Source organism: Glutamicibacter sp. MOO4 (genome assembly GCF_056934395.1).
In genome coordinates, this window is the sequence record NZ_CM167800.1 from 2,851,893 (window position 1) to 2,874,948 (window position 23,056).

Consider the following 23,056-nt stretch of genomic DNA (forward strand, 5'->3'; position numbering starts at 1 on the left):
CACTAGGGTGATTATCAGTCACCCGACCACTTGCCGATGGAGCTTTCGTGTCCCTAGTACTGCCCAAGTCAACTCTGCTGGATCCTTCAACGGCGCCAGCGTTGAATTGGGGAATTTTGGGCCCCGGGTGGATTGCTGAGCAATTCGCCATCTCGCTGAATACTTTGACCAAGAGCCGTATCGCCGCTGTTGGTTCACGCAGTCTAGAACGCTCCGCTAAATTCGCCCGGACCCACGGGGACGATGATACTCGCGCCTACGATTCCTATGATCAGGTACTTAGCGACCCAACCGTGGATGTGCTCTACATAGCGGTCCCCCATAGTGGCCACGCAGAACTCGCGCTGAAAGCAATTGCCGCCGGAAAACATGTTCTCGTGGAAAAGCCGATGACTCTGAACGCTGAGCAAACCCGGCAAGTAATCACCGCTGCCAGATCGACCGGGGTGTTTGTTATGGAAGCTATGTGGTCGCGTCTTTTGCCCATTGGCAACGTGATCGCGCAGGTACTTCAGTCCCGTCTTCTTGGCGACGTTCTGGCGGTAAACGCGGACTTCGGCGCAAAGTTTGCTGTAGACCCTACGTCACGGATCTATGATCCTGCGCTGGGTGGCGGCGCCCTGCTAGACGTCGGCATCTACCCCATCGCTTTCAGTGCCATGGTTTCCCCGGCCAAAGAATTACTGCATGCCTCCGGTCGAATGACCGAGACCGGGGTAGATGCGACATTTACGGCGGTACTGGCCAATCAGAATGGCTCCACGACGAGCGTGTTCAGCAGCATTGAAACGGATTCACCGCAGGCTGCCTGGATTGCAGGTACAGAAGCGACCTTAGAGGTAGAGCGCCCCATTTTTGCTGGATCGCGACTCGTGCTGCGCCATCACGATGGCAGCATTGCGGACAGCCAAAAATTTAGTGAGCATTCTGCTGCGACAGGTCTGGGTTGGGAAGCTGCCCACGTTGCCCGGTGCATCGGCGAAGGCCTACTTGAATCTCCCGTGATGCCACTCGATGAGTCCTTGGCCATTGCACAGACCATGGACCAAATCGCCGGTGAACTTCGCAAGAGGAACTAATACACCGGAAGATGCAGTCAACGCGGATCCGTAAATGCTAAGTTGGGCACCAATGAAAAGACTGAGTACTCACCAGAGGTCCTTACTGGGGCTCTACCTGGCCCTCGTGAACTGAGCATCAGGCTTGCCAATACTCCTAGGCTTTTTCACTCCGCTCTGGATCGCGCACTACGGCACCCCTAGACCCGGAATCCTTCCGTGGTCACCACTATTGACCATTATTTTTGTTTTGCTCGTGCTGGCCCTCGGCGAAATCAGCGATCGAATCGTGCTGAGAGTCTTCAACACAGCGCACAAACTCCCCGTGCACATCCTGCAGGCGCTCATGACCTTTATCGTCATGCTCGCCTGCTACCGCTTGGTCATGACCACCTATGAGGCTGCATTCATTGCAGCTTTGACTGCGGTGTTGGGGTACTTGCTTCTAGCTCCGCTGATTAATCACCTGTATAAGAAAGCTCCGAAGGATTAGTGAACTGGCTCCGCCGAGTGCGGGGCACATGCTTAGCCACGTTGTCCATGAGGATCTGTGGCCAGGCGTTGACTTCGTCGCGGGTGCTCGCCACTTGCAACGTAGCTTGGGGCAATGCATACAACAATGCCTGCGCGGTAGCCACCGGATGGGACGGATCCTCAGTCCACGCAAGAATATGTGTGGGAACGGTGACGCGCGCCAGATCTGCGAGCTGAGGCAGATCGCTGGCAGCAGCACCTCTAAAAATCGTGGGCAACAATTCCAGTGAATTATCCGGCACAGTCACCGGATTACCGATAGTGGCCGGTGGGACTGGCATATCAATGTCGGCCTGGATAAAAGCATCCCAACCTTCAGCTTCTAGCAGCTCAGCGTTGTGTATATAGGCAAGGGACTTTGCTTTGCGCGATTCCCAGGCAGTAGGTGGAAGCAATAGAGTCAGCCCGCAAAAGCGTTCAGGTTCCTTAATTGCGGCGTACAGCAAGGTGGCGCAACCCATTGATGGCCCAACACCGTACACTTTTTCATTCGGAAAATACTCGTGCAACAAGGCCAGCAAGTCATCGGCGAGGTTCTTCCACTCGTAGTCCTCAACCACCTTGCGGCCACTGGACTGACCGTGCCCGCGGGCATCGTAACGAAGCAGTCTCGTCCCACTCAGGCCACGACCCAGATCCATATTTAGTACCCGGTCGCGTGCCCGACTGGAGGTTAATCCATGCAGCTGAACTACCGGATGACCACCCTCATCGCTCAGTTCTACGTCAAGGTCAGCCCCGGTAACACTAAATTTCGCCATATTCCGAGTTCGCTTCCGCCATAGTCAGTCTTGGGTAATAGGATAACGCCATGAGACTGACGAACGTTGCACAGTTACGGCTGCCCTTTGGAAAGTTGCATGGATACGACGTTTCGATCCAGCGCACCGGAGCCGCACTCCCAATTTCTTTTGACCAGCGCCGGCACGTGTCGGCCGGAGAACGTCCGGGATCGTGGATGGCCATCAGTTTCAGGCTGCCCACCAAAGTTGAACTTGATGAGCTAGCTACAGCTTGGTTAGAGGTCATTAACCGCCACGGAACACTGCGCTCTGCATTCAGCCGTGATGCGAACGGTGAGCTGCTGTTGCAGGAAATCAATGTGACACCCGGAGCCTGGGTGCAGCACCCGGTAGCCAGCGGTCAGTCGATGAACGACGCGCTGCGCGATGTGTTTGATCAAGCCTGCTCCCCTTTTAACGCACCATCACATCGCCTGTGCCTCCTAGAGACCGCCTTGGAGTCAACAATCGTCATTGCTTCGGATCATTCACACGTAGACATGTGGTCAATGCTGGTCATCGTGCGTGACTTGCTACGGGCGCTAGGCCTGTCCGATGACGAAGTTGATCCTCAGCTACTACCCGCAGCCAGCTTCACCGAGCACACCCGTGCCATGGTCGAAAGGCCACGAGCCCCACAAGAGGTTCACCAACGCTGGGCGCAGGTGCTGGAAGCTAGCGGATCGGTCATGCCTTGCTTCCCGCTGCCGTTGGGTGAACCAGTACCGCATGCGGAGCGGGTAGAGGTCCGTGATGTGCTCAATGTGGATGACAGTGCTGCCTTTGCAGCCCAAGCCAAGGAAGATTCTGTTTCCACTTTGACCGCGGTGATCTCTGCGATGACCTCGGTGACGTTGGACTTCGCCGATGCTCCGCTGCGCGCGGTCTTCCCCGTGCACAGTCGCTACGATCACCAATGGGATGATTCTGTTGGCTGGTTTATCACCAACTCGGTCATTGAATCCGCAGATCCAGCACCGCTGGCGTGCGCTGCCGCGGTTAAAGAGGCGGTCCGGCTCGGCTCGTGGCCATTGGAAGACATCCTCGAACCCTGGGGAGGGATGCCAGAAGAGCCGGGCATGTTCGCCATCTCCTGGTTGGATCTGCGCCGGCTGCCGGTGCGCGTGGACTCTATCGGCCTTGAAGCCCAGTACATTGGTGCCACCATCCGCACCGACGGGGTCATGCTGTGGTTCATTTTGGATGACGCCGGACTGCACTTACGGTGCCGTTACCCAGATACCCCCGAGGGCCGTGAGCACGTTGGTGGCTGGCTGGATGCGCTGATCCTTAAGCTTCGTGCGCAGGCGCGCGCCTCAGTGGGTGGCTTGCTTCGCCTCGGCGAGCGCCGTTACCGTGTGCAACGTGCCGAACGCTCCGATGTACCAGCCATTGTTGCATTGCTTTCGGATGATGAGTTGGGTGCTTCGCGCGAAGGTGACGAGCTAGTGACCTACGAGCGGGCTTTTGACAAGATCAGCCGCGACTCCACCAACTATCTTGCGGTGGTGCGTGATGAGCAGGACGGCGTGATCGGCACGATGCAGCTATCGATCATTCCTGGGCTTTCGCGCAAGGGCACCACACGTTTGCAGATCGAAGGCGTGCGTGTGGCCGCCAGTGAAAGGTCTCAAGGTGTGGGCCGGGCAATGCTCGAATGGGCGCATGCCCATGGCCGGGCCCGAGGTGCCCGACTTGCTCAGCTGACCACCGATTCCTCAAGGCTCAAGGCGCACCAGTTTTATGCACGCTTGGGCTACGAAAAGAGCCATGTGGGTCTAAAACTGGAACTCTAAGCTGCACCCGAGGGCGCGGCGGCCCTATGCTCGTCCCGCGCCCTCGTCAGCAACCACGGTGAAGATATTCGGTTGCACATAACCAGCCTGCTCAAAGGCGGTCAACACCGCTTGGCTGACCGACTGAACCTGATCCCGCTTGATCAAGGCAATAGCGCTGCCACCAAAACCACCACCGGTCATCCGCGCACCAATGGCGCCGGCACCTATGGCCGCTTCTACCGCCGCATCCAGCTCTTCACTGGAGATTTCATAGTCGTCTCGCATTGATACGTGGGACTGATACAGCAGCTGCCCTACAGCAGCCAGATCTGCCTCGTTTAAGACCTTCACCGTATCGAGCACCCGCTGGTTTTCGGTGACAATATGCTTTGCCCGGCGCCTGATGACCGGATCGTCAATGGCAACAAGGTCATCCACCCTAGCCACATCGCGAAGCGCGTCAACGCCCAAAACTTCACAGGCCTGTTCGCAGCTTTGCCGACGTGCCGCATACCCACCGTCAACATGCGAATGCTCCACGCGCGTATCCATGACCAAGATGACCGCGTCTTCCTGCGCCAATGGCAACGGTACATTTTGGGCATCCATGGAACGGCAATCCAAGAACAACGCGTGCTGCGCCTGTGACATCAACGAGGCACTTTGATCCATGATGCCTGTCGGTGCACCAACAAACTCATTTTCTGCCCGCTGGGTCAGCAGGGCCATCTGGGTATGTGAAAGCCCCAAGGCATAGAGATCGTTGAGGGCAACGATAGTTCCGACTTCCATCGCATGAGAAGAGGACAGGCCAGAACCCACAGGCACATCCGAGTCCACCAACAGTTCAAACCCGGACAGCTCAACGCCCTGGATCTGGTTCAGCGCCCACACCACGGCCGCCGGATAGGCCGCCCAGCCGGGCACAGCCCGAGGCACCAGCTCATCGACGGTAATTGAGGTGACGGGAAGTGTTTCACCGCCCCCGTACGTGGATGCGAAGTCCAAACTCTGACTTTCCGGTTCCAGTTGGGACTTTCGACGGATGGCCACGAGCGCGTTTTTGTCGATGGCGAAGGGCAGAACATAACCCATGTTGTAGTCGGTGTGCTCACCGATCAGGTTCACCCGTCCTGGTGCACGCCAGATGCCTTCGGGGTGATGCCCAAAGGTCTTGGTGAACTTCTCACGCAGGGCGGCTACGCGTGCAGCGTGATCTTTGCTTCCGCTAATGCTCACAGGGTGACCTCACGCAATCTTGCGGCCGTCGTTTCGGCTGGAATGTCATTGATAAATGCGCCCATGGCCGCTTCTGAACCGGCCAGGAACTTCAGTTTGTCCACGTCTCTGCGTGGGCTGGTTAGCTGCAAGTGCAACCGGGAGGCTGCGCGTTCCTTGGGAGCTAGCGGAGCCTGATGCCAGGCGGCGATGTACGGAGTTGGGGTGTCATACAGAGCATCAAAACGACGTAAAAGATCGCGATACATGATCGCTAATTCGTCTTTTTCTTCCTCGTTTAGTGCCGCAAAATCCGGGACGTGACGGTGTGGAACTAAGTGCGCTTCCAACGGCCAGCGTGCAGCATAAGGAACAAACACAGAGAAATGCTCACCTTGCACCACCATGCGCGTGCCTTCGGCCTGCTCAAATTCCAGGATGTCACCCATTAGCGTTCGGCCGGTGGTTTCTAGGTGCTTGACGGCTTGATCTGCCATCTTGCGGGCCGTGGGAGTTAGGTACGGGTAGGCATAGATCTGACCGTGCGGGTGGTGGAGGGTCACGCCGATATCTTGCCCGCGGTTCTCAAAGGGGAACACCTGGGCAATGCCTTCCATCGCCGAAAGCTCTTTGGTGCGTTGCGCCCAAGCTTGAACCACCGTGCGTGCACGCTCGTCATTTAACGATGCGAAAGATCCTGCGTGATCAGGAGTGAAAACCACAACTTCACAGCGTCCGTAGGCCGGTTGCGGCACTTGTTCGGTCGGCACTTCTGGAATTTGGCCAAGCGCAGGGCCCAAGGAGGGGAAGCGGTTTTCAAAGACCACTACGTCAAAATCTTCGGCCGGGATTTCGCTCTGGCGTCCATCAACGCTCGGGCACAATGGGCACTGGTCTTTGGGTGGCAGGTAGGTGCGTGACTGGCGGTGAGCCGCCACCGCGACCCAGTCGCCGGTCAAACGGTCATAGCGCAGTTCCCCGGGCTCACCACGCGGATCTAAGGCTCGGGCGTCATGCACCGATTCGGGCACGGCGCTCGAGGCATCGGCAAGGAAGATCGCTTGACGTCCGTCAGCTAGGTGATGAACTCGGTGGGTTGCTACATGTGCTGCGTTGCCCTGCGGCATGGAAATTTCTCCAGATAATTCTTGAATGTGGTGCTGTTGGTTATCGGGCGGCACTTAGCCGGCCTTTACTGGACCGATCAGCCAACTAGCTTGGTGTGTGGCCGCTGGTTGAAGGCGGACGACGTCTTCACCGGAGTTAAATGCACCGGGTGGGCAAGTCATGGGTTCAATGGCAAGCCCGGTGCGATCCAGCTGCGGATCATCACGATCCGCGGTGTGCACCTGAACCCAGGGGCAGGTTGCATCCCAGATAATCTGCGAACCCACACCATGGGCATCGGTGAGAATCGCCCGAGTCTGCCTCTGGCCATCAAATTCCAGCGACGTATAGGCATGGTCGATGAAGGTGGTCCCCAGTGTCTTAGGTGCACGGAAATCTAGTTCGGTGTCGGCCACGTTGACGACCTCTGTGGGCAGCAGGCGCTGGCCTTGGGTCAGCTGTACCTGTTGGGCCGGCAGGCTCAGTGTCCACTGGTTCACCCGTTCGCCGGGGGCCACCAGGTAGGCGTGCGAACCCCAACCAAAGGGGGCCGCGGGTTCGCCGAGGTTGGTGGCGGTAGCCGTGGCGCGTAGGCCTTCGGCTTCCAGCTCGTAGCTGATGACCAGCTCTATGTGGAAGGGGTAGCCTTCGCTCGGGGTGATGACTGTGTGCAGTTCTGCGCTCTGCTCACTGTGGTCGGTGAGGCTGAAGTTGGTGTCGGCCACCAACCCGTGCAGGGCATGCCCGCGCTCGGGTTCGGTGATCGGTAACTGGTATTCGGTCCCCTCCCAGCGGTAGCTTCCATCGGTGACCCGGTTAGGCCAGGGGGCGAGGATGGCGCCGGAAAATGCGGGGCGAGGTAACTGTGGGTCAAAAGCCCGGACCAGTGGTTGGCCTTGAAATTCGAGGCTAACCAAGGTGGCGCCAACGGCGGCCAGTTGGGCACTAAAGCCGTGAGCCACAAGGTTCACTACCTGACCATTAAAGTCGGTCACTTGAGGTTCGTTCGTGCGGTGCATGATTCCTCTTTCTGGGCTAGTCCGGGACAACGTCGTGACACACGCTGGGCCCCTCCACACCGATGCGGAAGGGCCCAACGAGCACTTACTTGGTCTGCGTGGCTTAGCTACCTGCGCCAGCGCGACGCTTGTTGTAGATATCGAAGGCTACTGCCAGCAGCAGCACGATACCCTTGACGATCTGCTGGCTGGAAGCACCAACACCCATCAGCTGCATACCGTTGGACAGTACCGCCATGACCAGGCCACCAACGATGGCACCGGTAACTCGGCCTACACCACCGGTGGTTGATGCTCCACCGATGAAGCAGGCGGCGATGGCGTCCAGCTCAAACATGTTGCCAGCGCCAGGCTGTGCACCGTTGGAACGCGATGAGAAGACCACGCCAGCCACACCGGCGAGCAGACCCATGTTGATGAAGATCCATAGGTTGATCTTCTTGACGTTCACACCCGAAAGCTTAGCTGCCGAAAGGTTGCCACCGATGGCGTAGACGTGACGACCAAAGACGGTGCGTGTGGTCAGTACGTTGTAGCCCAGGATCAGAATGGCCAAGATGATCAGCACAATTGGCATGCCACGGCTGGTGGCGATCTGCCAGAAGAACCAGAGGATGATGATGGCGGTGATCGCGTTTTTGCCCAAGAACATGGCCATGGACTCAACACTCTGGCCGTACTTCATCCGGCCCTGACGGTTGCGCCACTGCGAGTAGACCAGACCGGCCACGGCAATGACGCCGATCACCAAGGTGAAGGTATCAAAACCGTAGCCGCCGAGCAGTCCGTTCAGGAAGCCACCGGCGATCTGTCCGTACTCCCCAGGGAATGGCGAGAGCGAAACGTTATTAAGCACTTCGTAGGTCAAGCCGCGGAAGAGCAACATGCCTGCCAGGGTCACAATGAAGGCCGGGATGCCCACATAGGCCACCCAGAATCCTTGCCACAGACCACAGATGGCGCCCACGGCGATGCCGGCAAGCATGCCAACCCACCAAGGCATATCGTGCTTGATGATCAGTACCGCGGAGACCGCGCCGGTCAGTGCCACCAGTGAGCCCACTGACAAGTCGATGTGCCCGGCGACAATCACGATGATCATGCCCAAGGCCAGGATCAGCACGTAGGAGTACTGCAGGACAATGTTGGTGATGTTCGTTGGGCTCAGTAGCAGCCCGTTGGTCAGAATGCTGAAGAGCACCACGATGAGCACGAAGGCAATGTAAATGCCCGAGGTGCGCAGGTTCTTGGTGAAGATATCCTTCAACTCGGTTGTGAGTGTCATCGGGTGCTTTCCTTCTCGATGGTCATGAGTTCCATGAGGCGTTCCTGGGTGGCTTCGGCTGCCGGTAGCTGCCCGGTCATTCGTCCGTAGGCCAGAGTGTAGATACGGTCGCAGATGCCCAGTAGTTCGGGCAGTTCGGAGGAGATCACCAGAACTGCCTTACCAGCGGCAGCCAGCTCGTTGATGATGGTGTAAATCTCGTATTTGGCGCCAACGTCGATACCGCGGGTGGGTTCGTCGAGGATCAGTAGCTCTGGTGCGGTGTGCAACCACTTGCCCAGCACCACTTTCTGCTGGTTACCGCCCGAAAGGTTTCCGACCTTGGCCATCACGTTGGGGGTTTTGATCCGCATGGACTGGCGGTAATGCTCGGCGATCTGAATTTCCTTGTTGCCGTTCACAAAGCCGTTGGAGGAGATCTTTCCCAGACCAGCGGCGGTGGTGTTAACGCGGATATCTTCGATCAGGTTCAGCCCGAACTTCTTGCGGTCCTCAGAGACGTAGGCGATGCCCGCCTTGATGGCCTTGCCTACCGTAGAGGTGTCCACCGGCTTGCCGCCCATCAGCACACTGCCGCTGATATTGCGGCCGTAGCTGTGGCCAAAAACGCTCATCGCCAGCTCGGTTCGTCCGGCACCCATCAGTCCTGCGATGCCCACGATTTCGCCGGCACGCACGTTCAGTGAGGCGTTGTCCACCACGGTGCGCTCTTGCTGCACCGGGTGCTGTACCGACCAGTCACGGACTTCAAAGACCACTTCGCCGATCTTCGGTTCGCGCTCTGGGTAGCGTGAGGACAGTTCGCGTCCCACCATGCCGCGGATAATGCGGTTCTGGTTAGACGCCGGGTCGGCCATGTCCAAGGCTTCAATGGACTGGCCATCACGGATGATCGTGGTGGTATTGGCAATGTCTTCGATTTCGCCCAGCTTGTGCGAAATGATGATCGAGGTGATGCCCTGATCGCGCAGTCCGCGCAAAAGGTTCAACAGGTGCTCGGAATCATCGTCGTTCAGTGCAGCCGTTGGCTCGTCCAAGATCAGCAGCTTCACGTTTTTGCTCAGCGCCTTGGCGATTTCTACCAGCTGCTGCTTGCCAACGCCCAGCTGACCTACCTGGGTGATTGGCAGTTCATCCAGGCCCACCCGCTTGAGCAGATCGGCGGCTCGGTGATTGGTTTCGTTCCAGTCGATGAAGCCACCGCGGGAGGTTTCATTGCCGAGGAAAATATTCTCTGCCACCGACAGGTAAGGCACGAGCGCCAGTTCCTGGTGGATAATCACGATGCCCTTGGCTTCGGAATCCTTGATGCTCGCGGCTTTGAGCTCATCGCCTTCAAAAATGATCTGGCCCTCGTAGCTACCGTGCGGGTAAACCCCGGACAGTACCTTCATGAGGGTGGATTTGCCGGCGCCGTTTTCGCCGCAGATGGCGTGAATCTCGCCGGTGCGGACCGAGAGGTTGACGCCGTCTAGCGCCTTGACCCCGGGGAAAGTCTTGGTGATCTCCTGCATTTGCAGGATGGTGGTGTCCATAGTGCAGACGTCCTTGGTGTGTGCTGTGAGCACCCTGCCCGTTGCTGGCCGCAACACCTAAGGTGTTGCGGCCAGCGCGGGGCGTGGGAGACTACTTGCTGCGGCCGGCCTTAACTTCTTCTGCCGTGTAGTACTTGGAGTCAACGAGCAAGGACTTGATGTTGTCCTTAACCACGATGTCCGAATCCAGCAGGAAGGATGGAACGACCTTCTTGCCGTTGTCGTAGCTCTTGGTGTCGTTGGCCTGTGGTTCGTTGCCCGAACCGTAAGCCTTGACGGCCTCTACTGCCTGGGTAGCCAGCTTGCGGGTGTCCTTGAAGATGGTGGCGTACTGAACGCCGTCTTCAATGAGCTTTACCGAAGCGATTTCTGCGTCCTGGCCACTGATGATTGGCAGGCCGCCCTTGATGGACTTGCCGTAACCAGCGTTGGACAGTGCAGTGATGATACCGCGCGAGATGCCATCAAACGGTGAGAGCACACCGTCGATCTTGGTCTTGCCACCGGCGTAGTGAGCGGTGATCAAGTCCTCCATGCGCGACTGAGCCTCTTCCTGGCTCCAACGCAAGGTGGCTGCCTGCTGGATGTCGGTCTGACCGGACTTAACCACTAGGGTCTTGTCATCCAGGTATGGCTTGAGCGTATCCATTGCACCCTTCCAGAAGAAGTGTGCGTTGTTGTCATCGATGGAACCGGCGAAGAGCTCGATGTTCATCGGGCCCTTCTTGTCGGTCTTCTTGCCGTCCTTGTCCAACAGGCCTAGGCCGGTGAGCAGCGAGGTTGCCTGCTGTACACCCACCTTGTAGTTATCGAAGGTGACGTAGAAGTCAACGTTTTCGGTGCCGTTAATCAAACGGTCGTAGGAGATGATCGGGATATTCGCATCCGCTGCTGCCTGCAGCTGGGTGGACAGTGCGGTGCCATCAATCGAGGCCACCACCAAGATGTCGTCACCCTTGGTGATCATCTGGTCGATCTGCTGCTGCTGGGTGGGAATGTCATCGTTTGCGAACTGCAGGTCTACTTCGTAGCCCGCTGCTTCCAGCTGTGACTTGACGGCCTTGCCGTCAGCGATCCAGCGTTCGGAAGTTTCGGTTGGCATTGCTACGCCGACCTTCATGTCCTCAGGTGCTTTGGTTTCTTCGCCTCCACCTGCTCCTGCGCCTCCACCTGCACCGCTACCGCCGCAAGCTGCCAGCGAACCGATCAGTGCGAGGGAACCAATGGTCGCCGCAGCTTTGCGGGTCCAGTTATTCCATGCCATCTTTTCCTCCTTGAAAATGTGCCACACTCTGCGAGTGAGACGGGGCTCACACCATGTTAGCGCTAACATAGCGGGTTAGGCCAGCCCTAATTGAAAATAAATTAAGAATCCTTACTCATTGCGTTTTTCAGGCTCACAGAATGGGCCTGAAAGGCACAAAAAACCCTGAAAAATCAGCTAAGGACTAGAAACCCTGGGCCAGACGGTAGTAGCTCTGATTAACTCGAATCTGCGCAGCGAAGTTTCGTCGTGTGGTTTCTTCGTCAATGACCAGCAGTTCAGTTCCTGCGATTTCCGCAAAAATTTCAAAAGCTTCGATGCCGGCAGCGGTGGACATCACCGTATGGTGCGCTCCACCGGCAGCCAACCACGACTCTGCCGACACGTTGAAGTTTGGTCGTGGGCTCCATACCGCACGGGCTACCGGCAGGTGCGGCAGATCAGCCGGCGGGGTCACTACATCCACCACGTTGGCGGTGAGGCGGAAACGCTCTCGCATATCTGCCATGGAGACCACCACGGCCCCCTGGGTGGCATCTGCACTGAACACCATGCGGACCGGATCTTCGCGGCCACCAATGCCCAGCGGGTGGATTTCCACACGTGGCTTGCTGGTGGTCAGCGACGGGCAAACCTCGAGCATGTGAGCACCGAGGATCAATTCTTTACCCTCGGTTAGATCGTAGGTGTAGTCCTCCATGAGCGAGGCACCACCGGGCAGGCCTTCGCCCATCACCTTGGCGGCACGGACCAGAACCGCGGTCTTCCAGTCGCCCTCGGCGCCAAAGCCGTAGCCCTTGCCCATCAGTCGCTGCACTGCCAGACCCGGTAGCTGCTTCAGTCCACCGAGATCCTCAAAGTTGGTAGTGAACGCCATGGCATTGGCTTCGCCGAGGAATTTTTCCAGTGCGATTTCCTGACGTGCTGCGTAGCGCAGCGATTCGTGGCGATCCCCTCCGGCACGAAGTTCTTCAACGACGTCGTACTCGCGTTCGTACTCGGCCACCAGTGCATCAATCTCGGAATCAGCCACAGCCTCAACGGCCTGAACTAGGTCGTTGACGGCCCAGGTGTTCACCGAAACACCAAAGCGAATTTCAGCCTCGGTCTTATCCCCTTCGGTGACCGCAACGTTGCGCATGTTATCGCCAAAGCGGACTAGATTCAGGTTCTGCACGGCATTAAAGCCGGCTGCGCCGCGAACCCAGGTGCCCACGCGGCGGGCAACTGCAGGGTTGGATACGTGACCCACCACAGTGGTTCGCGCTGCACCCAACCGGGTAGCCAAGTAGGCGTATTCACGGTCGCCGTGCGCCGCCTGGTTCAGGTTCATGAAATCAAAGTCAATGGAATCCCAAGGCAGTTCAACATTGGCCTGGGTGTGCAGGTGCAGCAATGGCTTCTGCAAAGCCTTAAGCCCATTGATCCACATCTTGGCCGGGCTGAAGGTGTGCATCCAGGTGATGACACCAAGCACCTTGTCATCCGAATTGGCCTCCAACATGGCACGACGGATCGATTCGGAATCCTTAAGGACCGGCTTCCAGACAATCTTTGCCGGAACCTCGCTGGAAGCATCTAACCCGCGGGCCACCTCGGTGGACTGCTCGGCCACCTGGCGCAGGGTTTCCTCACCGTAGAGGTCCTGACTTCCAGTGAAGAACCAGATTTCTTTGTTGTTATATGCCTTAGTCATGATGTCCTTACTGTCCGTATACGTTCTGGTAGCGCTCATAGAGCGAGTCAATTTGTGCGGGATCAATGGGCTGCGGATCCCCAAGTTGTTGCGCAATATGCACGGTGCGAGCCACTTCTTCACACATCACTGCTGCCTTGACGGCAGCCCGGGCATCTTTGCCAATGGTGAAGGGTCCATGGCTGGCCATCAGTACCGCCGGACTACGTGATTCGCGCAGCGTGGAGACAATGCCTCGGCCGATGGAGTCATCCCCGATGATCGCAAACGGTCCCACGGGAATGGGCCCACCAAACTCGTCAGCCATCATGGTTAGCACGCAAGGAATCTCTTCTCCGCGGGCCGCCCACGCGGTGGCATAGGTGGAGTGGGTGTGCACCACACCGCCGACTTCAGGCATGTGCTCGTAGGTGTAGGCGTGCGCTGCGGTGTCCGAAGACGGCGCGTGTTTACCCTCAAGAAGCTGACCGTCCAGGGTGCAGACCACCATAGATTCAGCGGTCAGGTCATCGTAGGCAACACCGGACGGCTTGATGACAAATAGGTCCTGGCTGCCGTCGCTCACTTCTGGATGACGTACCCGTTGGGAGACGTTTCCCGCGGTCCACACCACCAGCTCATAACGCGGGAGTTCGGCGTGCAGATCTGCAACAACCTGACGTACCCGTTGCACTTCATCGCGCATAGATTGCGGGTAGCGTTCCAAGGAAAGTTGTTGATTCATTGATTACTCATTTCGTCCAAAAACTAAGGCAAAAATTAGATGACGGTGATGGCGGTTCGTTGAATTTCCAGACCAGCTTCATAGGTATTCAGATAGCTAGCGAAGCCAGCTTGATCCGCTTCCTGCGGTTCAGCCAGGGACAACCGCGCATCAGCAAAGACCTCGGAATCCAAGAATTCCGGCAAGGTTAAATCCACTCCGTCTAGCACTCGGCGACGGTAAGCCGCGAGCACCGCAATGCCCCACGCTCCCCCGTGGCCGGCACTCTCGCCGACAAGTACCGGGGTGTTGATCGCTGCGGCCAACAGTCGTTGGGCCACACCTTGGGTGCGGAAGATGCCACCGTGGGCAAACATCTGTTTGACCTCAACTCCTTCGGCGGCCAAAACGCGCATTCCAAGACTGAGGGTGGCAAACATTGAGTAGACCTGAACACGCATGAGGTTGGCCAGATTCAGAGTTGAATCCGGTGTGCGCAGAATCGCTGGGCGGCCTTCGGCCAAGTTCGCCACCGGTTCACCGGAAAGGTTGTTGTAGGCCAAAAGTCCGCCGCCATCTGCGTCTCCGTCGAGGGCTGAACCCAAGAGGGTTTCGAAGACCGTGTTCTCATCGGCCTTGTGTCCTAAGGCTTGGGCGAACTGTCCGAAAACTTGGGCCCAGGCAGCAAATTCGCTGGCCCCGTTGTTGCAGTGGACCATGGCCACTGAGCTTCCGTCCGGGGTGGCGACTACATCGATTTCGTGGTGCACTTCGGTCAATGGAGCATCAAGAACCACCATGGCAAAAATGGAGGTGCCGGCCGAGATGTTGCCGGTGCGCACTGCCACGGAATTGGTGGCGACCATGCCTGTTCCGGCGTCCCCTTCCGGAGCACACAATGCGGTTCCTGGCTTGAGCTGTCCGGTGGGATCAAGTAGTAATGCCCCAGCGTCGGTGAGTGTTCCAGCGTCGCCGCCGGCCGGCAAGACCTGAGGCAAGAGGCCAAGAAGTGAACCGGTGGCACCTTGCTGTTGCGCTAGTGCGTCGAAGCTGGCCAGCATGCTGGCGTCGTAGCTACCGGTAGCTGAGTCGATGGGGAACATTCCTGCTGCATCGCCCACGCCAAGGACAAATTTTCCGGTCAATTTCTCGTGAACGAACCCGGCCAAAGTGTTCAGGCGAGCTACCTGTGGGACATGTTCTTCGTGGTCAAGCAGTGCTTGGAAGTAGTGGGCTACGGACCAGCGCTGCGGGATGTTGAAGTGCAGTTCTTCGCTGAGCTTGGCGGCAGCCTCGGCGGTCGAGGTGTTGCGCCAGGTGCGGAAGTCGACAAGCAATTCGCCTTCGGAATCAAAGGCTAGGTAGCCATGCATCATGGCAGAAATTCCGATGGATCCAAGCTGAGTTGGACGTACCCCGTGACGCGCTTGAGCATCGATGAGTACCTGTGCCATGCAATCTTGAAGTCCGGCAATGATCGCTTCGCGGGAGTAAGTCCAGTTTTTGTTTTGGTACTGGTTTTCCCACGCATGACTGCCGCTGGCTAGCTGCTGGTGATCAGGACCAATCAGACTGGCTTTGATATTCGTTGAACCAAACTCGATGCCCAGCACGGCCTGACCGTTGGTGATGATCTCTCGGGCCGTTGACCCGTTGAGCTGTGTTGCCATGAATTCTCCGTTCGCACAGCTCGTTGAGCAGCGCCATTGCCATCGTCCGCTGCTCGATGCGGGAAAAACAGCGTCGAGCAGAACAGAACCTCGATGCAATGTTAGCGCTAACAATTTGTGATGCGCAACACCGGATTTCAAAATACTGGCAACTAGAAGACGATTACTGAGACTTTGGAGGCGCCGTACTTGCGCGAATGACCAGCGTTGGAGCGATCACTTTTGGCGTTTTATCGGCGGTGACACCTTCGAGCAATTCCGTGAGTGCTGCATGACCGACATCCCTAAAAGGCTGACGAACAGTGGTCAACGATGGGATGAGGAAATTGGAAATCTGCAGATCATCAAAGCCAATCACCGAGACGTCGGTTGGCACCTCTAATCCAGCTTCCCAGAAGGCGCGCAAGATGCCAGTTGCCAGGTAATCATTGGCGGCAAAGACTGCGGTCACTTCCCCGGCGCGCACCGAATCAACCAGTCTTTTGCCCGTCTCGTAACCGCTAGGTGCCAACCATGATTCGGCGGGCACTTCGATGACTGGCGCCTTGGCTTCCAGCATTTTTTCTTGCCAGCCGATTTGGCGTTCAGTGGCGTCAAACCAGCCAGTTGGCCCAGAAACATGGGCGATTTTGCGGTGCCCCAAAGCCAAGAGGTGTCCGGTAGCCAGTCGCGCACCTTCACGCTGGTCAACATAGACGTAATGGGCCGGATCTGATTCGGGCACAGTGGTGCGAGCTGCGACAACCACCACCGGAATTTTGAGCGCCGCGTCGTCCAAGGCGTCAATCACCTTTTCGAACGGCGCAACCATCACCACGCCATCCACGCCTTGGTCAACCAAGTGATTCAAAGCTTCAGTCGAGCTGTGAGCGTCATAGCGATCCAAGGCGGTCACGGTCACGAAGTAGCCTTGCGCGCGGGCAGCAGCTTCGATGGCCAACACGGTGGATTGCGGTCCGAAAAACTCACTACCAATGGTCAAAATGCCAATGGTGCTGGAGTGCGATGTTGCAAGTGCGCGGGCAGCTCGATTGCGACGATATCCAAGTTGACGGATTGCTTCCATCACCTGATCACGCGTTCCAGCTCTGACATTTGGGTGGTCGTTGAGCACGCGCGAGACAGTCTGGTGCGACACCCCTGCCAGGGCCGCCACATCCGCCATTGACGGGGGCCTGTTACTTGGGTGCCCTTCACCGGGCTGAGCAATGTTCACAACGGTCATTATTGCAAAGACCAGCGCTTTGGCTACTGTCGCGCAGGGTAAACCTGACCTCTAAAACCCACCACAAGCGCATATGCCTCGTTAGGCATATGTCTATTTACGCGCCAATATCCGCGAGATTGCGGGTATTTTCCCTGACTTAGCTGAACTCTACGGCTGGATAGAAGTCTTGCTTCACGGGACGCATTAATAAGACCAGATCTGCGCATCCGGCCGTATTGGCACCTTACCGGGCCTGATAAATCGCTCCGTTGGAGACATCTTCTTCGAGTGCTTCGAGGGTGCGTCCACGAGTTTCTGGAACCTGGGTAGCCACGAACCACAACGCCAGTGCGCCAACACCTGCAAAGATAAAGAAGGAGCCAGTGATCCCAACACCGGATACCAACGACGGGAAAAAGAGCGTCAACACACCATTGGTGCCCCACCCAAAGAACACCGAGATACCGATGCCTAAACCACGCATGTGCAACGGGAAGATTTCAGCTAGCCAAACCCACACGGCAACGCTCAGAAAAGTTTGCATTGAGGCCACAAAAGCTACGACCAGAATCAAAATGACAATTGGGCGTAGCGCGTTTCCCACGGGCAGCAACATGCTGGCGAAGGCTACTAACAAGTGGCACGTGGTGGTCAAGGACAGACCAATAATGAAGGTCTTGCGGCGATCAAGACGGTCCATATTGCGCAGGGCAATCACGCCACCAATCACAGCAACAACGCCAAAAGCAATATTGGCCAAGACCGCCTGTTGCGCGGTCATGCCCGCTTCTTCCAGCACTCGTGTTCCGTAGTACATGATCGAGTTAATGCCGGTGAGCTGCTGCATCGTTGCAACGCCGATACCAACACAAACAATGCGCATCAACCATTTGTTGGTCAACACCGCCTTGATACCTACGGGCTTATTTTTCAGATGTTCCCTTTCGGCTACGATCTGAATTTCTTGCACCTCGGCGAGCGCTCGATCAGGTGAACGAACGGTATTAAGCACACCGAGCGCCTTGTCGTAGTGCCCCTTCTCGACTAGCCATCGAGGAGATTCTGGCATGCGCAACATTCCGAAGAACAGAACCAGGGCTGGCAACGCACAGATAGAGAACATGATGCGCCAGACACCGTCCATGCTTCCACCAAGCCAGGTGCCCAAAATAGCGTTTATCACGAAGGCAGCCAGCTGACCAGCAACGATAGCTAGCTCGTTACGACCGGTAATGGAACCACGAATCTCGTAGGGAGCCAGTTCTGCCAGGTAAACAGGCACCACGGTGGATGCGCCACCCACGGCCAGGCCAAGCATGATGCGTCCGGCGACCAGAATGCTGAACCCCGCTAGAGAGAAGGTTCCTGATTCTGGGCCCGCAGGAGAGAAGACCACAAAAAGGGTTCCAATGAAGAACAAGATGGCCAGTGCGACGATGGTTTTGCGCCGGCCCCACGAATCAGCGATCTGACCCGAGATGAGCGCTCCGAGTGCGGCGGCGAAGACCAAAGAGCTAATCACAACGCCTACTTGCAGGAGGTTTAGGCCAAGCTCCGCGGCCATGGGACCTTCAGCACCGTTGGCAACGCCGGTGTCATAGCCAAAGAGCAGTCCACCAAAGCAAGCAACAATCGAGATGAGTCCCAAACGCTTGGAATGCGGGCCCTTAGTCAGCCGCGGCAGACTCGATTCGGCAGCAAGATTCTGCGCACTGGACATAAAACTCCTCCGGACGGCCCGGAGAAAAGCGTGGTCGGCCTGTGGCGTTCACTGGATCCTCTGCGATCCAGTCGTTTTCTCTCGGTGCAACAAGGGCGGGAAGGATTGACCTTTTTGTCTGAATACCCTGTTATGCAACATTCAGCATGTCCCTGATCTTCACCGACGGATGGTTTCCCCAGTCTCGCCCAACCCTAATAGTTTCATCGAACGCAGGCCCGTCCAAACTCACTGCCCCTGCCTTGATCACGCGGAGATCGAGATGACTAGATTTCACTGTGGCGAAACCGGAACAAAGATCTAACTGCTGCGCTCCTCGGGTGCGAATTCGTCCTTCAGATACCCGATCGCATGAATTATCTGTCACCGCGTGTATTCACTCAGTTCCAGCAAAAGATTGCTCATCAGTGTCTATCTTTCCAGTGGCATATGGACATAGAATTCTTTATGATCTTTGTACTGACAACTGTACATATGAACCTCAAGTAATCGCTGCCAAAGTCAAGGAGGACCCATGGCAAAACTGTCCATGAACGTCACCACAAGTTTTTATGGAAATGTGGCCACCGATATCGCCACAGCTAAGTCGGCAGGATTCGGTGGCATCGAATTACAGAGTCCAAAGCTCTACCGCTACCTCGACGCTGGCTACTCGGTACACACGCTTCCAGCCATGCTTGCCAGCCTTGAAGTAACCGGAATTGGCGCAGTCCTCGACCTCGAACGTCAGGGCACGGCACGGGAAGAAATGCTTCTGGAAGTCAGGCGCATGGCCGAAATCGCGACCGTGGTCGGAGCACCAATCCTTCAAATGTGTACCGGACCCGTGGACTGGAACGTGGTTAAGGATTTCAAGTCCGGAAGCCTCGCCGCCTCCGATGGGCGTTACCGCGGAACCCTTGGATTATCAGAATCGCAAGCACTTGATATCGCAGCCGATAACGTCTCGGCGGCAGCACTAATCGCCGCCGAGCACGGACTAGAGATCTACCTAGAACCTTTGGCATGGTCCAACATCAACCGATGCCGCCAAGCCCTAGAAATTATTGAACGGTCCGGTCAGGATAACGTCGGTATCGCCCTAGATACGTGGCACTTCTGGACCGTTGGTGACACCTTGGAAGAAGTCGCGGCCCTTCCCAAGGAAATCATCAAAGCTGTCCATATCTCCGACGGGTTAGACCTAGATCGCGAACGCGATGTCCCCACTCAAGATGTGCACCGCAATGTGGTGATCGGTGGCGGCGCCATTCCATTGCAGCAGTGGGTGGATGCGGTGAAGTCCACCGGCTACGACGGCTGGTGGGTCTCGGAAATGTTCTCGGATCGCGCCAATGAACACGACTTCCACAAGGTCGCCAGCACCATGCACAACCTGCTCGACATCATGATTTCCTAAGCACGAATATTCTAATAAGGAACCTGCAATGCAAAGATTTGCCCTTATCGGCGCCGGCTTCATCGGTTCGGTCCACGCGCAAAATCTGGCCTCAAACCCAGACGTTGACTTCAGATGGGTCTACGACCTTGATACCCAACGTGCCACGACACTGGCCAATCAACATGGGGCCGGTGTCGCCCAGTCTCTTGACCAGATTTTTGGCGATAACGAGCTTGATGCAGTATTCATTGCGTCGTCAACGGATTCCCATGCACAGAATCTTAAACTTGCCGCCGATGCCGGTTTGGCAGCGCTAGTAGAAAAGCCCATCGACCTGGATCTGGAGACAGCCAAATCCACGGTTGCTTACGTTGAACGTTCCGGCATCAAAGCCATGGTGAATTTCAATCGACGCTTTGACCGAGCCCACGCAGAACTCAAAGACTGTGTGAGCACGGGAAAGATTGGCGATATCTCGCTTCTTCAACTGACCTCCCGTGGACCGGCGTTGCCACCGGTGGACTACCTAAGAACCTCCGGTGGTCAGTTCCGTGATCAAGCGGTGCATTTTTACGATTTGGCTCGGTGGATCACCGGACAGGACCCCGTCCAGATTCACGCTTTTGGCTCCGCACTAACGGCCCCTGAAATTGCCGACTTCGGTGATGTTGATACTTCCATTAGTTCATTGCTCTTCGGTGACGGGGCACTGGCGCAAATCGATTGTGTGCGACATACCAACTACGGTTACGACGAACGAATCGAAGCACTAGGTTCAGAGGGAATGGTCGAATCTGAACGGCATCCTTCCGGCAATGTCACACTGTTTCAAGGCGAGAAAAGGCAAAGCCATGGCCTGCACAGCAACTGGTTCGACAGGGTTCAGCCAACCTATGCAGCGAGCTTGAGTGCCTTCGTTCAGGCACTCGAAGAAGACCTAGAAGTTCCCATCACCTTGCGTGAGGGGCTCAAATCTCAAGCCATCGCTCAGGCGGCAGTACGTTCTGTGGCCAGTGGGCGTAGCGAAGTGATTGACTACTCGCTCTAATCTCAACAACAGGTAAGGCCTGGGCTTCACGAGAGTGAAGCCCAGGCCTTACCTGTTGATTCTCTTAAGCTGTTGTCTGAGGTGTGGCGCCCGCCTCTGCCTCAGATAGCTCTTCATCGTGGCCACCAAGCTGTTCAAGCTCATGAGCCAGCTCGGCTAGTTCTGCGCCACCGGCCATCTGAGCGGTCAGCTCGCCGACGGTGATTTCCGACTTGGAGTAGTAACCGATAGAACGGCCACGCTTGAGCAGCAAGAACGAGTCGCCCACCGGGTAAGCGTGGTGCGGGTTGTGCGTAATGAAGATGACGCCCAATCCACGGTCGCGGGCCTGCAGGATGTAACGCAGCACCACGCCGGACTGCTTAACTCCAAGGGCTGCGGTTGGCTCATCAAGGATCAAGACCTTGGCACCGAAGTACACTGCACGGGCGATGGCTACACACTGTCGTTCACCACCGGAGAGTTGGCCGATAGGCTGCTCCACATCTCGCAGATCGATCCCCATGTCGGAGAGTTCTTGCTTGGTGATGTCCTTCATCTTCTGCACATCAAGCTTCTTGAAAGGGCCAACACCGGTGGTCAGTTCCGATCCGAGGAAGAAGTTACGCCAGATCGGCATGAGTGGAACCACGGCCAAATCTTGATACACGGCGGCGATACCGGCATCCAACGCAATGCGTGGACTCTTGAGCTTGATGGCCGAACCGTGCAGCATAAATTCACCTTCGTCGTGCTGGTGAAGCCCGGCGATGATTTTGATCAACGTGGACTTGCCGGCTCCGTTGTCGCCGAGCACGCAGGTGACCTTGCCTGGATCCACCACCATGTCCACATCACGCAGGGCGATGATGCTGCCATAGTGTTTACCGACGCCTTTGAAGGTCAGCAGGTTGTCACTTGTTTTGGGTTCGAGCTTTTCGAGGAGCTCTTCGGTCTTTTTGTTCTTTCGAGTCTTCATCATTTTGTCCTTGGCTTCCTACTTGCTGGATTCCGCGCGTTTTTTCACCACGATGTTTACAACCGTGGCCAGTAGCAGCATTAGACCCAGGAAGAACTTGAACCAGTCTGGGTTCCATTCGGCGTAGACGATGCCCTTGTTGGCCATGCCAAAGATGAAGGCACCAATGGCTCCACCGATGGCTGAACCGTAACCACCGGTCAGCAAGCAGCCGCCGATTACTGCGGCGATGATGTAAAGGAATTCGTTACCAATACCTTCACCGGACTGCACCGAGTCAAAGGCAAACAGGTTGTGCATGCCCAGCACCCAACCGCAGAATCCGACGGCCATGAACAGGCCAATCTTGGTGCGAACTACCGGAACACCGACAGCACAGGCCGCTTTTTCGTCGCCACCAATGGCGAAGATCCAGTTTCCAACCTTGGTGCGGAGCAAGATCCAGGAAGCGATAAGAACCATGGCCAACCAGATGAATACGGTGACCTTGACCTCGATGCCCCCGATATTCACGGATGAAGCAAACACTGCTTTAGCGCTTTGGAAGCCTTCCATATTCGCAATGGAAGGTGAGGAAACGGATCCTCCGACGGCGCGGGTAAGCCCGAGATTCAGTCCGGTGAGCATCAAGAAACTCGCCAGCGTCACAATGAACGAAGGCAACTTTGTCTTGATCAAGATAATTCCATTGATGAATCCGATGAGCATCGAAACCAGCAGCGCAACCACGATGCCAACCCAGACGTTGAGCCCGAAATACCAGGAGACCAACGAGGCGCTCAGTGCCGATGAAATCACGGCGACACCGGTAGACAGGTCAAATTCGCCACCGATCATCAGCAGTGACACACCAACGGCCATAATGCCGATGGTTGATGCACCGTAAAGGACCGTAGCTAGGGATGCCGGTGACAAGAACACCGGCGCGACGATAGCGAAGAAGATAAACAGTGCGACGGCTCCCACGAGGGCACCGATTTCTGGTCGGCCCAGAAGAATCGACAGGGTGCTCTTCTTGCCGACTCGCTCATCTGTCGTGGCAGATTTTTTCTTATGCGAAGGTGAAGCTGTTATTGATGACATGAGTTTTTCC

The 23,056-nt window shown here is 56.6% G+C and carries 19 protein-coding genes; 5 read left to right on the top strand and 14 right to left on the bottom strand.

What is annotated here, in order from left to right; genetic code table 11:
* Positions 1-47 precede the first annotated feature (47 nt).
* Together AC1Z3F_RS13320 and AC1Z3F_RS13325 are read left to right on the top strand one after the other, a co-directional pair.
* Entirely contained in the window at positions 48-1,079 is a 1,032-nt protein-coding gene (locus tag AC1Z3F_RS13320) for a Gfo/Idh/MocA family protein (protein WP_483566014.1), read from the top strand.
* Positions 1,080-1,203: 124 nt separating this feature from the next.
* Entirely contained in the window at positions 1,204-1,551 is a 348-nt protein-coding gene (locus AC1Z3F_RS13325; protein ID WP_262199020.1) for a hypothetical protein, read from the top strand.
* Here the strand turns inward: AC1Z3F_RS13325 and AC1Z3F_RS13330 are convergent.
* Positions 1,517-2,353 (bottom strand): alpha/beta fold hydrolase, encoded by an 837-nt coding sequence (locus tag AC1Z3F_RS13330; protein WP_483566015.1) that lies wholly within the window; start codon positions 2,351-2,353, stop codon positions 1,517-1,519. The two genes, AC1Z3F_RS13325 and AC1Z3F_RS13330, sit on opposite strands and share 35 nt — an antisense overlap.
* Positions 2,354-2,403: 50 nt before the next feature.
* Here AC1Z3F_RS13330 and AC1Z3F_RS13335 point away from each other — a divergent pair, with 50 nt between their 5' ends.
* Entirely contained in the window at positions 2,404-4,170 is a 1,767-nt protein-coding gene (locus AC1Z3F_RS13335; RefSeq protein WP_483566016.1) for a GNAT family N-acetyltransferase, read from the top strand.
* 24 nt (positions 4,171-4,194) lie between these two features.
* Here AC1Z3F_RS13335 and galK read toward each other — a convergent pair whose 3' ends face one another.
* The 11 genes from galK to AC1Z3F_RS13390 form a co-directional block, all read right to left on the bottom strand.
* Positions 4,195-5,391 (bottom strand): galactokinase, encoded by a 1,197-nt coding sequence (gene galK / locus AC1Z3F_RS13340; RefSeq protein ID WP_483566017.1) that lies wholly within the window; start codon positions 5,389-5,391, stop codon positions 4,195-4,197.
* Positions 5,388-6,497, bottom strand: a complete 1,110-nt coding sequence (gene galT / locus AC1Z3F_RS13345) for a galactose-1-phosphate uridylyltransferase (RefSeq protein WP_483566966.1) — start codon at positions 6,495-6,497, stop codon at positions 5,388-5,390. The genes galK and galT overlap by 4 nt, the downstream gene beginning before the upstream one ends.
* A 54-nt stretch (positions 6,498-6,551) precedes the next feature.
* Complete coding sequence (locus AC1Z3F_RS13350) at positions 6,552-7,496, bottom strand: aldose 1-epimerase family protein (protein ID WP_483566018.1); 945 nt, start codon at positions 7,494-7,496, stop codon at positions 6,552-6,554.
* 103 nt (positions 7,497-7,599) lie between these two features.
* Positions 7,600-8,781 (bottom strand): multiple monosaccharide ABC transporter permease, encoded by a 1,182-nt coding sequence (gene mmsB, locus AC1Z3F_RS13355; protein ID WP_131089539.1) that lies wholly within the window; start codon positions 8,779-8,781, stop codon positions 7,600-7,602.
* A complete protein-coding gene (mmsA, locus tag AC1Z3F_RS13360) occupies positions 8,778-10,316 on the bottom strand; it encodes a multiple monosaccharide ABC transporter ATP-binding protein (RefSeq protein WP_483566019.1) in 1,539 nt (512 codons plus the stop codon). Before mmsA ends, mmsB begins: the two co-directional genes overlap by 4 nt.
* A gap of 91 nt (positions 10,317-10,407) precedes the next feature.
* Entirely contained in the window at positions 10,408-11,580 is a 1,173-nt protein-coding gene (gene chvE / locus AC1Z3F_RS13365; RefSeq protein ID WP_131089541.1) for a multiple monosaccharide ABC transporter substrate-binding protein, read from the bottom strand.
* A 184-nt stretch (positions 11,581-11,764) separates the two neighbouring features.
* Entirely contained in the window at positions 11,765-13,276 is a 1,512-nt protein-coding gene (araA, locus tag AC1Z3F_RS13370; protein WP_483566020.1) for an L-arabinose isomerase, read from the bottom strand.
* 7 nt (positions 13,277-13,283) lie between these two features.
* Positions 13,284-13,961 carry an L-ribulose-5-phosphate 4-epimerase gene (locus tag AC1Z3F_RS13375; protein WP_483566967.1) on the bottom strand — a complete coding sequence of 226 codons (678 nt, stop codon included), beginning with the start codon at positions 13,959-13,961 and terminating at the stop codon, positions 13,284-13,286.
* A gap of 74 nt (positions 13,962-14,035) precedes the next feature.
* Entirely contained in the window at positions 14,036-15,649 is a 1,614-nt protein-coding gene (locus tag AC1Z3F_RS13380; RefSeq protein WP_483566021.1) for a xylulokinase, read from the bottom strand.
* Positions 15,650-15,812: 163 nt separating this feature from the next.
* Positions 15,813-16,874, bottom strand: coding sequence for a LacI family DNA-binding transcriptional regulator (locus AC1Z3F_RS13385; RefSeq protein WP_483566022.1), 1,062 nt, complete (start codon positions 16,872-16,874; stop codon positions 15,813-15,815).
* Between the two features lie 226 nt (positions 16,875-17,100).
* Complete coding sequence (locus AC1Z3F_RS13390; RefSeq protein ID WP_483566023.1) at positions 17,101-18,576, bottom strand: sugar porter family MFS transporter; 1,476 nt, start codon at positions 18,574-18,576, stop codon at positions 17,101-17,103.
* A gap of 514 nt (positions 18,577-19,090) precedes the next feature.
* Here AC1Z3F_RS13390 and AC1Z3F_RS13395 point away from each other — a divergent pair.
* Positions 19,091-19,975 (top strand): sugar phosphate isomerase/epimerase family protein, encoded by an 885-nt coding sequence (locus tag AC1Z3F_RS13395; RefSeq protein ID WP_483566024.1) that lies wholly within the window; start codon positions 19,091-19,093, stop codon positions 19,973-19,975.
* Between the two features lie 28 nt (positions 19,976-20,003).
* Positions 20,004-21,005 carry a Gfo/Idh/MocA family protein gene (locus AC1Z3F_RS13400; RefSeq protein WP_483566025.1) on the top strand — a complete coding sequence of 334 codons (1,002 nt, stop codon included), beginning with the start codon at positions 20,004-20,006 and terminating at the stop codon, positions 21,003-21,005.
* A gap of 64 nt (positions 21,006-21,069) precedes the next feature.
* Here the strand turns inward: AC1Z3F_RS13400 and AC1Z3F_RS13405 are convergent, their stop codons facing one another.
* Together AC1Z3F_RS13405 and AC1Z3F_RS13410 are read right to left on the bottom strand one after the other, a co-directional pair.
* Positions 21,070-21,966, bottom strand: a complete 897-nt coding sequence (locus AC1Z3F_RS13405) for an ATP-binding cassette domain-containing protein (RefSeq protein ID WP_483566026.1) — start codon at positions 21,964-21,966, stop codon at positions 21,070-21,072.
* Positions 21,967-21,981: 15 nt separating this feature from the next.
* Positions 21,982-23,046, bottom strand: coding sequence for an ABC transporter permease (locus AC1Z3F_RS13410; RefSeq protein ID WP_483566027.1), 1,065 nt, complete (start codon positions 23,044-23,046; stop codon positions 21,982-21,984).
* Between the last annotated feature and the right edge of the window lie 10 nt (positions 23,047-23,056).

What these genes read in the sequence shown, in the direction of transcription:
- AC1Z3F_RS13410 (WP_483566027.1), bottom strand. Translation starts at nt 23,046, where the DNA reads ATGTCATCAATAACAGCTTCACCTTCGCATAAGAAAAAATCTGCCACG.
- AC1Z3F_RS13400 (WP_483566025.1), top strand. Translation starts at nt 20,004, where the DNA reads ATGCAAAGATTTGCCCTTATCGGCGCCGGCTTCATCGGTTCGGTCCAC.
- mmsA (WP_483566019.1), bottom strand. Translation starts at nt 10,316, where the DNA reads ATGGACACCACCATCCTGCAAATGCAGGAGATCACCAAGACTTTCCCC.
- AC1Z3F_RS13350 (WP_483566018.1), bottom strand. Translation starts at nt 7,496, where the DNA reads ATGCACCGCACGAACGAACCTCAAGTGACCGACTTTAATGGTCAGGTA.
- AC1Z3F_RS13395 (WP_483566024.1), top strand. Translation starts at nt 19,091, where the DNA reads ATGGCAAAACTGTCCATGAACGTCACCACAAGTTTTTATGGAAATGTG.
- araA (WP_483566020.1), bottom strand. Translation starts at nt 13,276, where the DNA reads ATGACTAAGGCATATAACAACAAAGAAATCTGGTTCTTCACTGGAAGT.
- mmsB (WP_131089539.1), bottom strand. Translation starts at nt 8,781, where the DNA reads ATGACACTCACAACCGAGTTGAAGGATATCTTCACCAAGAACCTGCGC.
- AC1Z3F_RS13375 (WP_483566967.1), bottom strand. Translation starts at nt 13,961, where the DNA reads ATGCGCGATGAAGTGCAACGGGTACGTCAGGTTGTTGCAGATCTGCAC.
- AC1Z3F_RS13330 (WP_483566015.1), bottom strand. Translation starts at nt 2,353, where the DNA reads ATGGCGAAATTTAGTGTTACCGGGGCTGACCTTGACGTAGAACTGAGC.
- AC1Z3F_RS13385 (WP_483566022.1), bottom strand. Translation starts at nt 16,874, where the DNA reads ATGACCGTTGTGAACATTGCTCAGCCCGGTGAAGGGCACCCAAGTAAC.
- AC1Z3F_RS13405 (WP_483566026.1), bottom strand. Translation starts at nt 21,966, where the DNA reads ATGATGAAGACTCGAAAGAACAAAAAGACCGAAGAGCTCCTCGAAAAG.
- AC1Z3F_RS13335 (WP_483566016.1), top strand. Translation starts at nt 2,404, where the DNA reads ATGAGACTGACGAACGTTGCACAGTTACGGCTGCCCTTTGGAAAGTTG.
- AC1Z3F_RS13390 (WP_483566023.1), bottom strand. Translation starts at nt 18,576, where the DNA reads ATGTCCAGTGCGCAGAATCTTGCTGCCGAATCGAGTCTGCCGCGGCTG.
- AC1Z3F_RS13380 (WP_483566021.1), bottom strand. Translation starts at nt 15,649, where the DNA reads ATGGCAACACAGCTCAACGGGTCAACGGCCCGAGAGATCATCACCAAC.
- chvE (WP_131089541.1), bottom strand. Translation starts at nt 11,580, where the DNA reads ATGGCATGGAATAACTGGACCCGCAAAGCTGCGGCGACCATTGGTTCC.
- galT (WP_483566966.1), bottom strand. Translation starts at nt 6,497, where the DNA reads ATGCCGCAGGGCAACGCAGCACATGTAGCAACCCACCGAGTTCATCAC.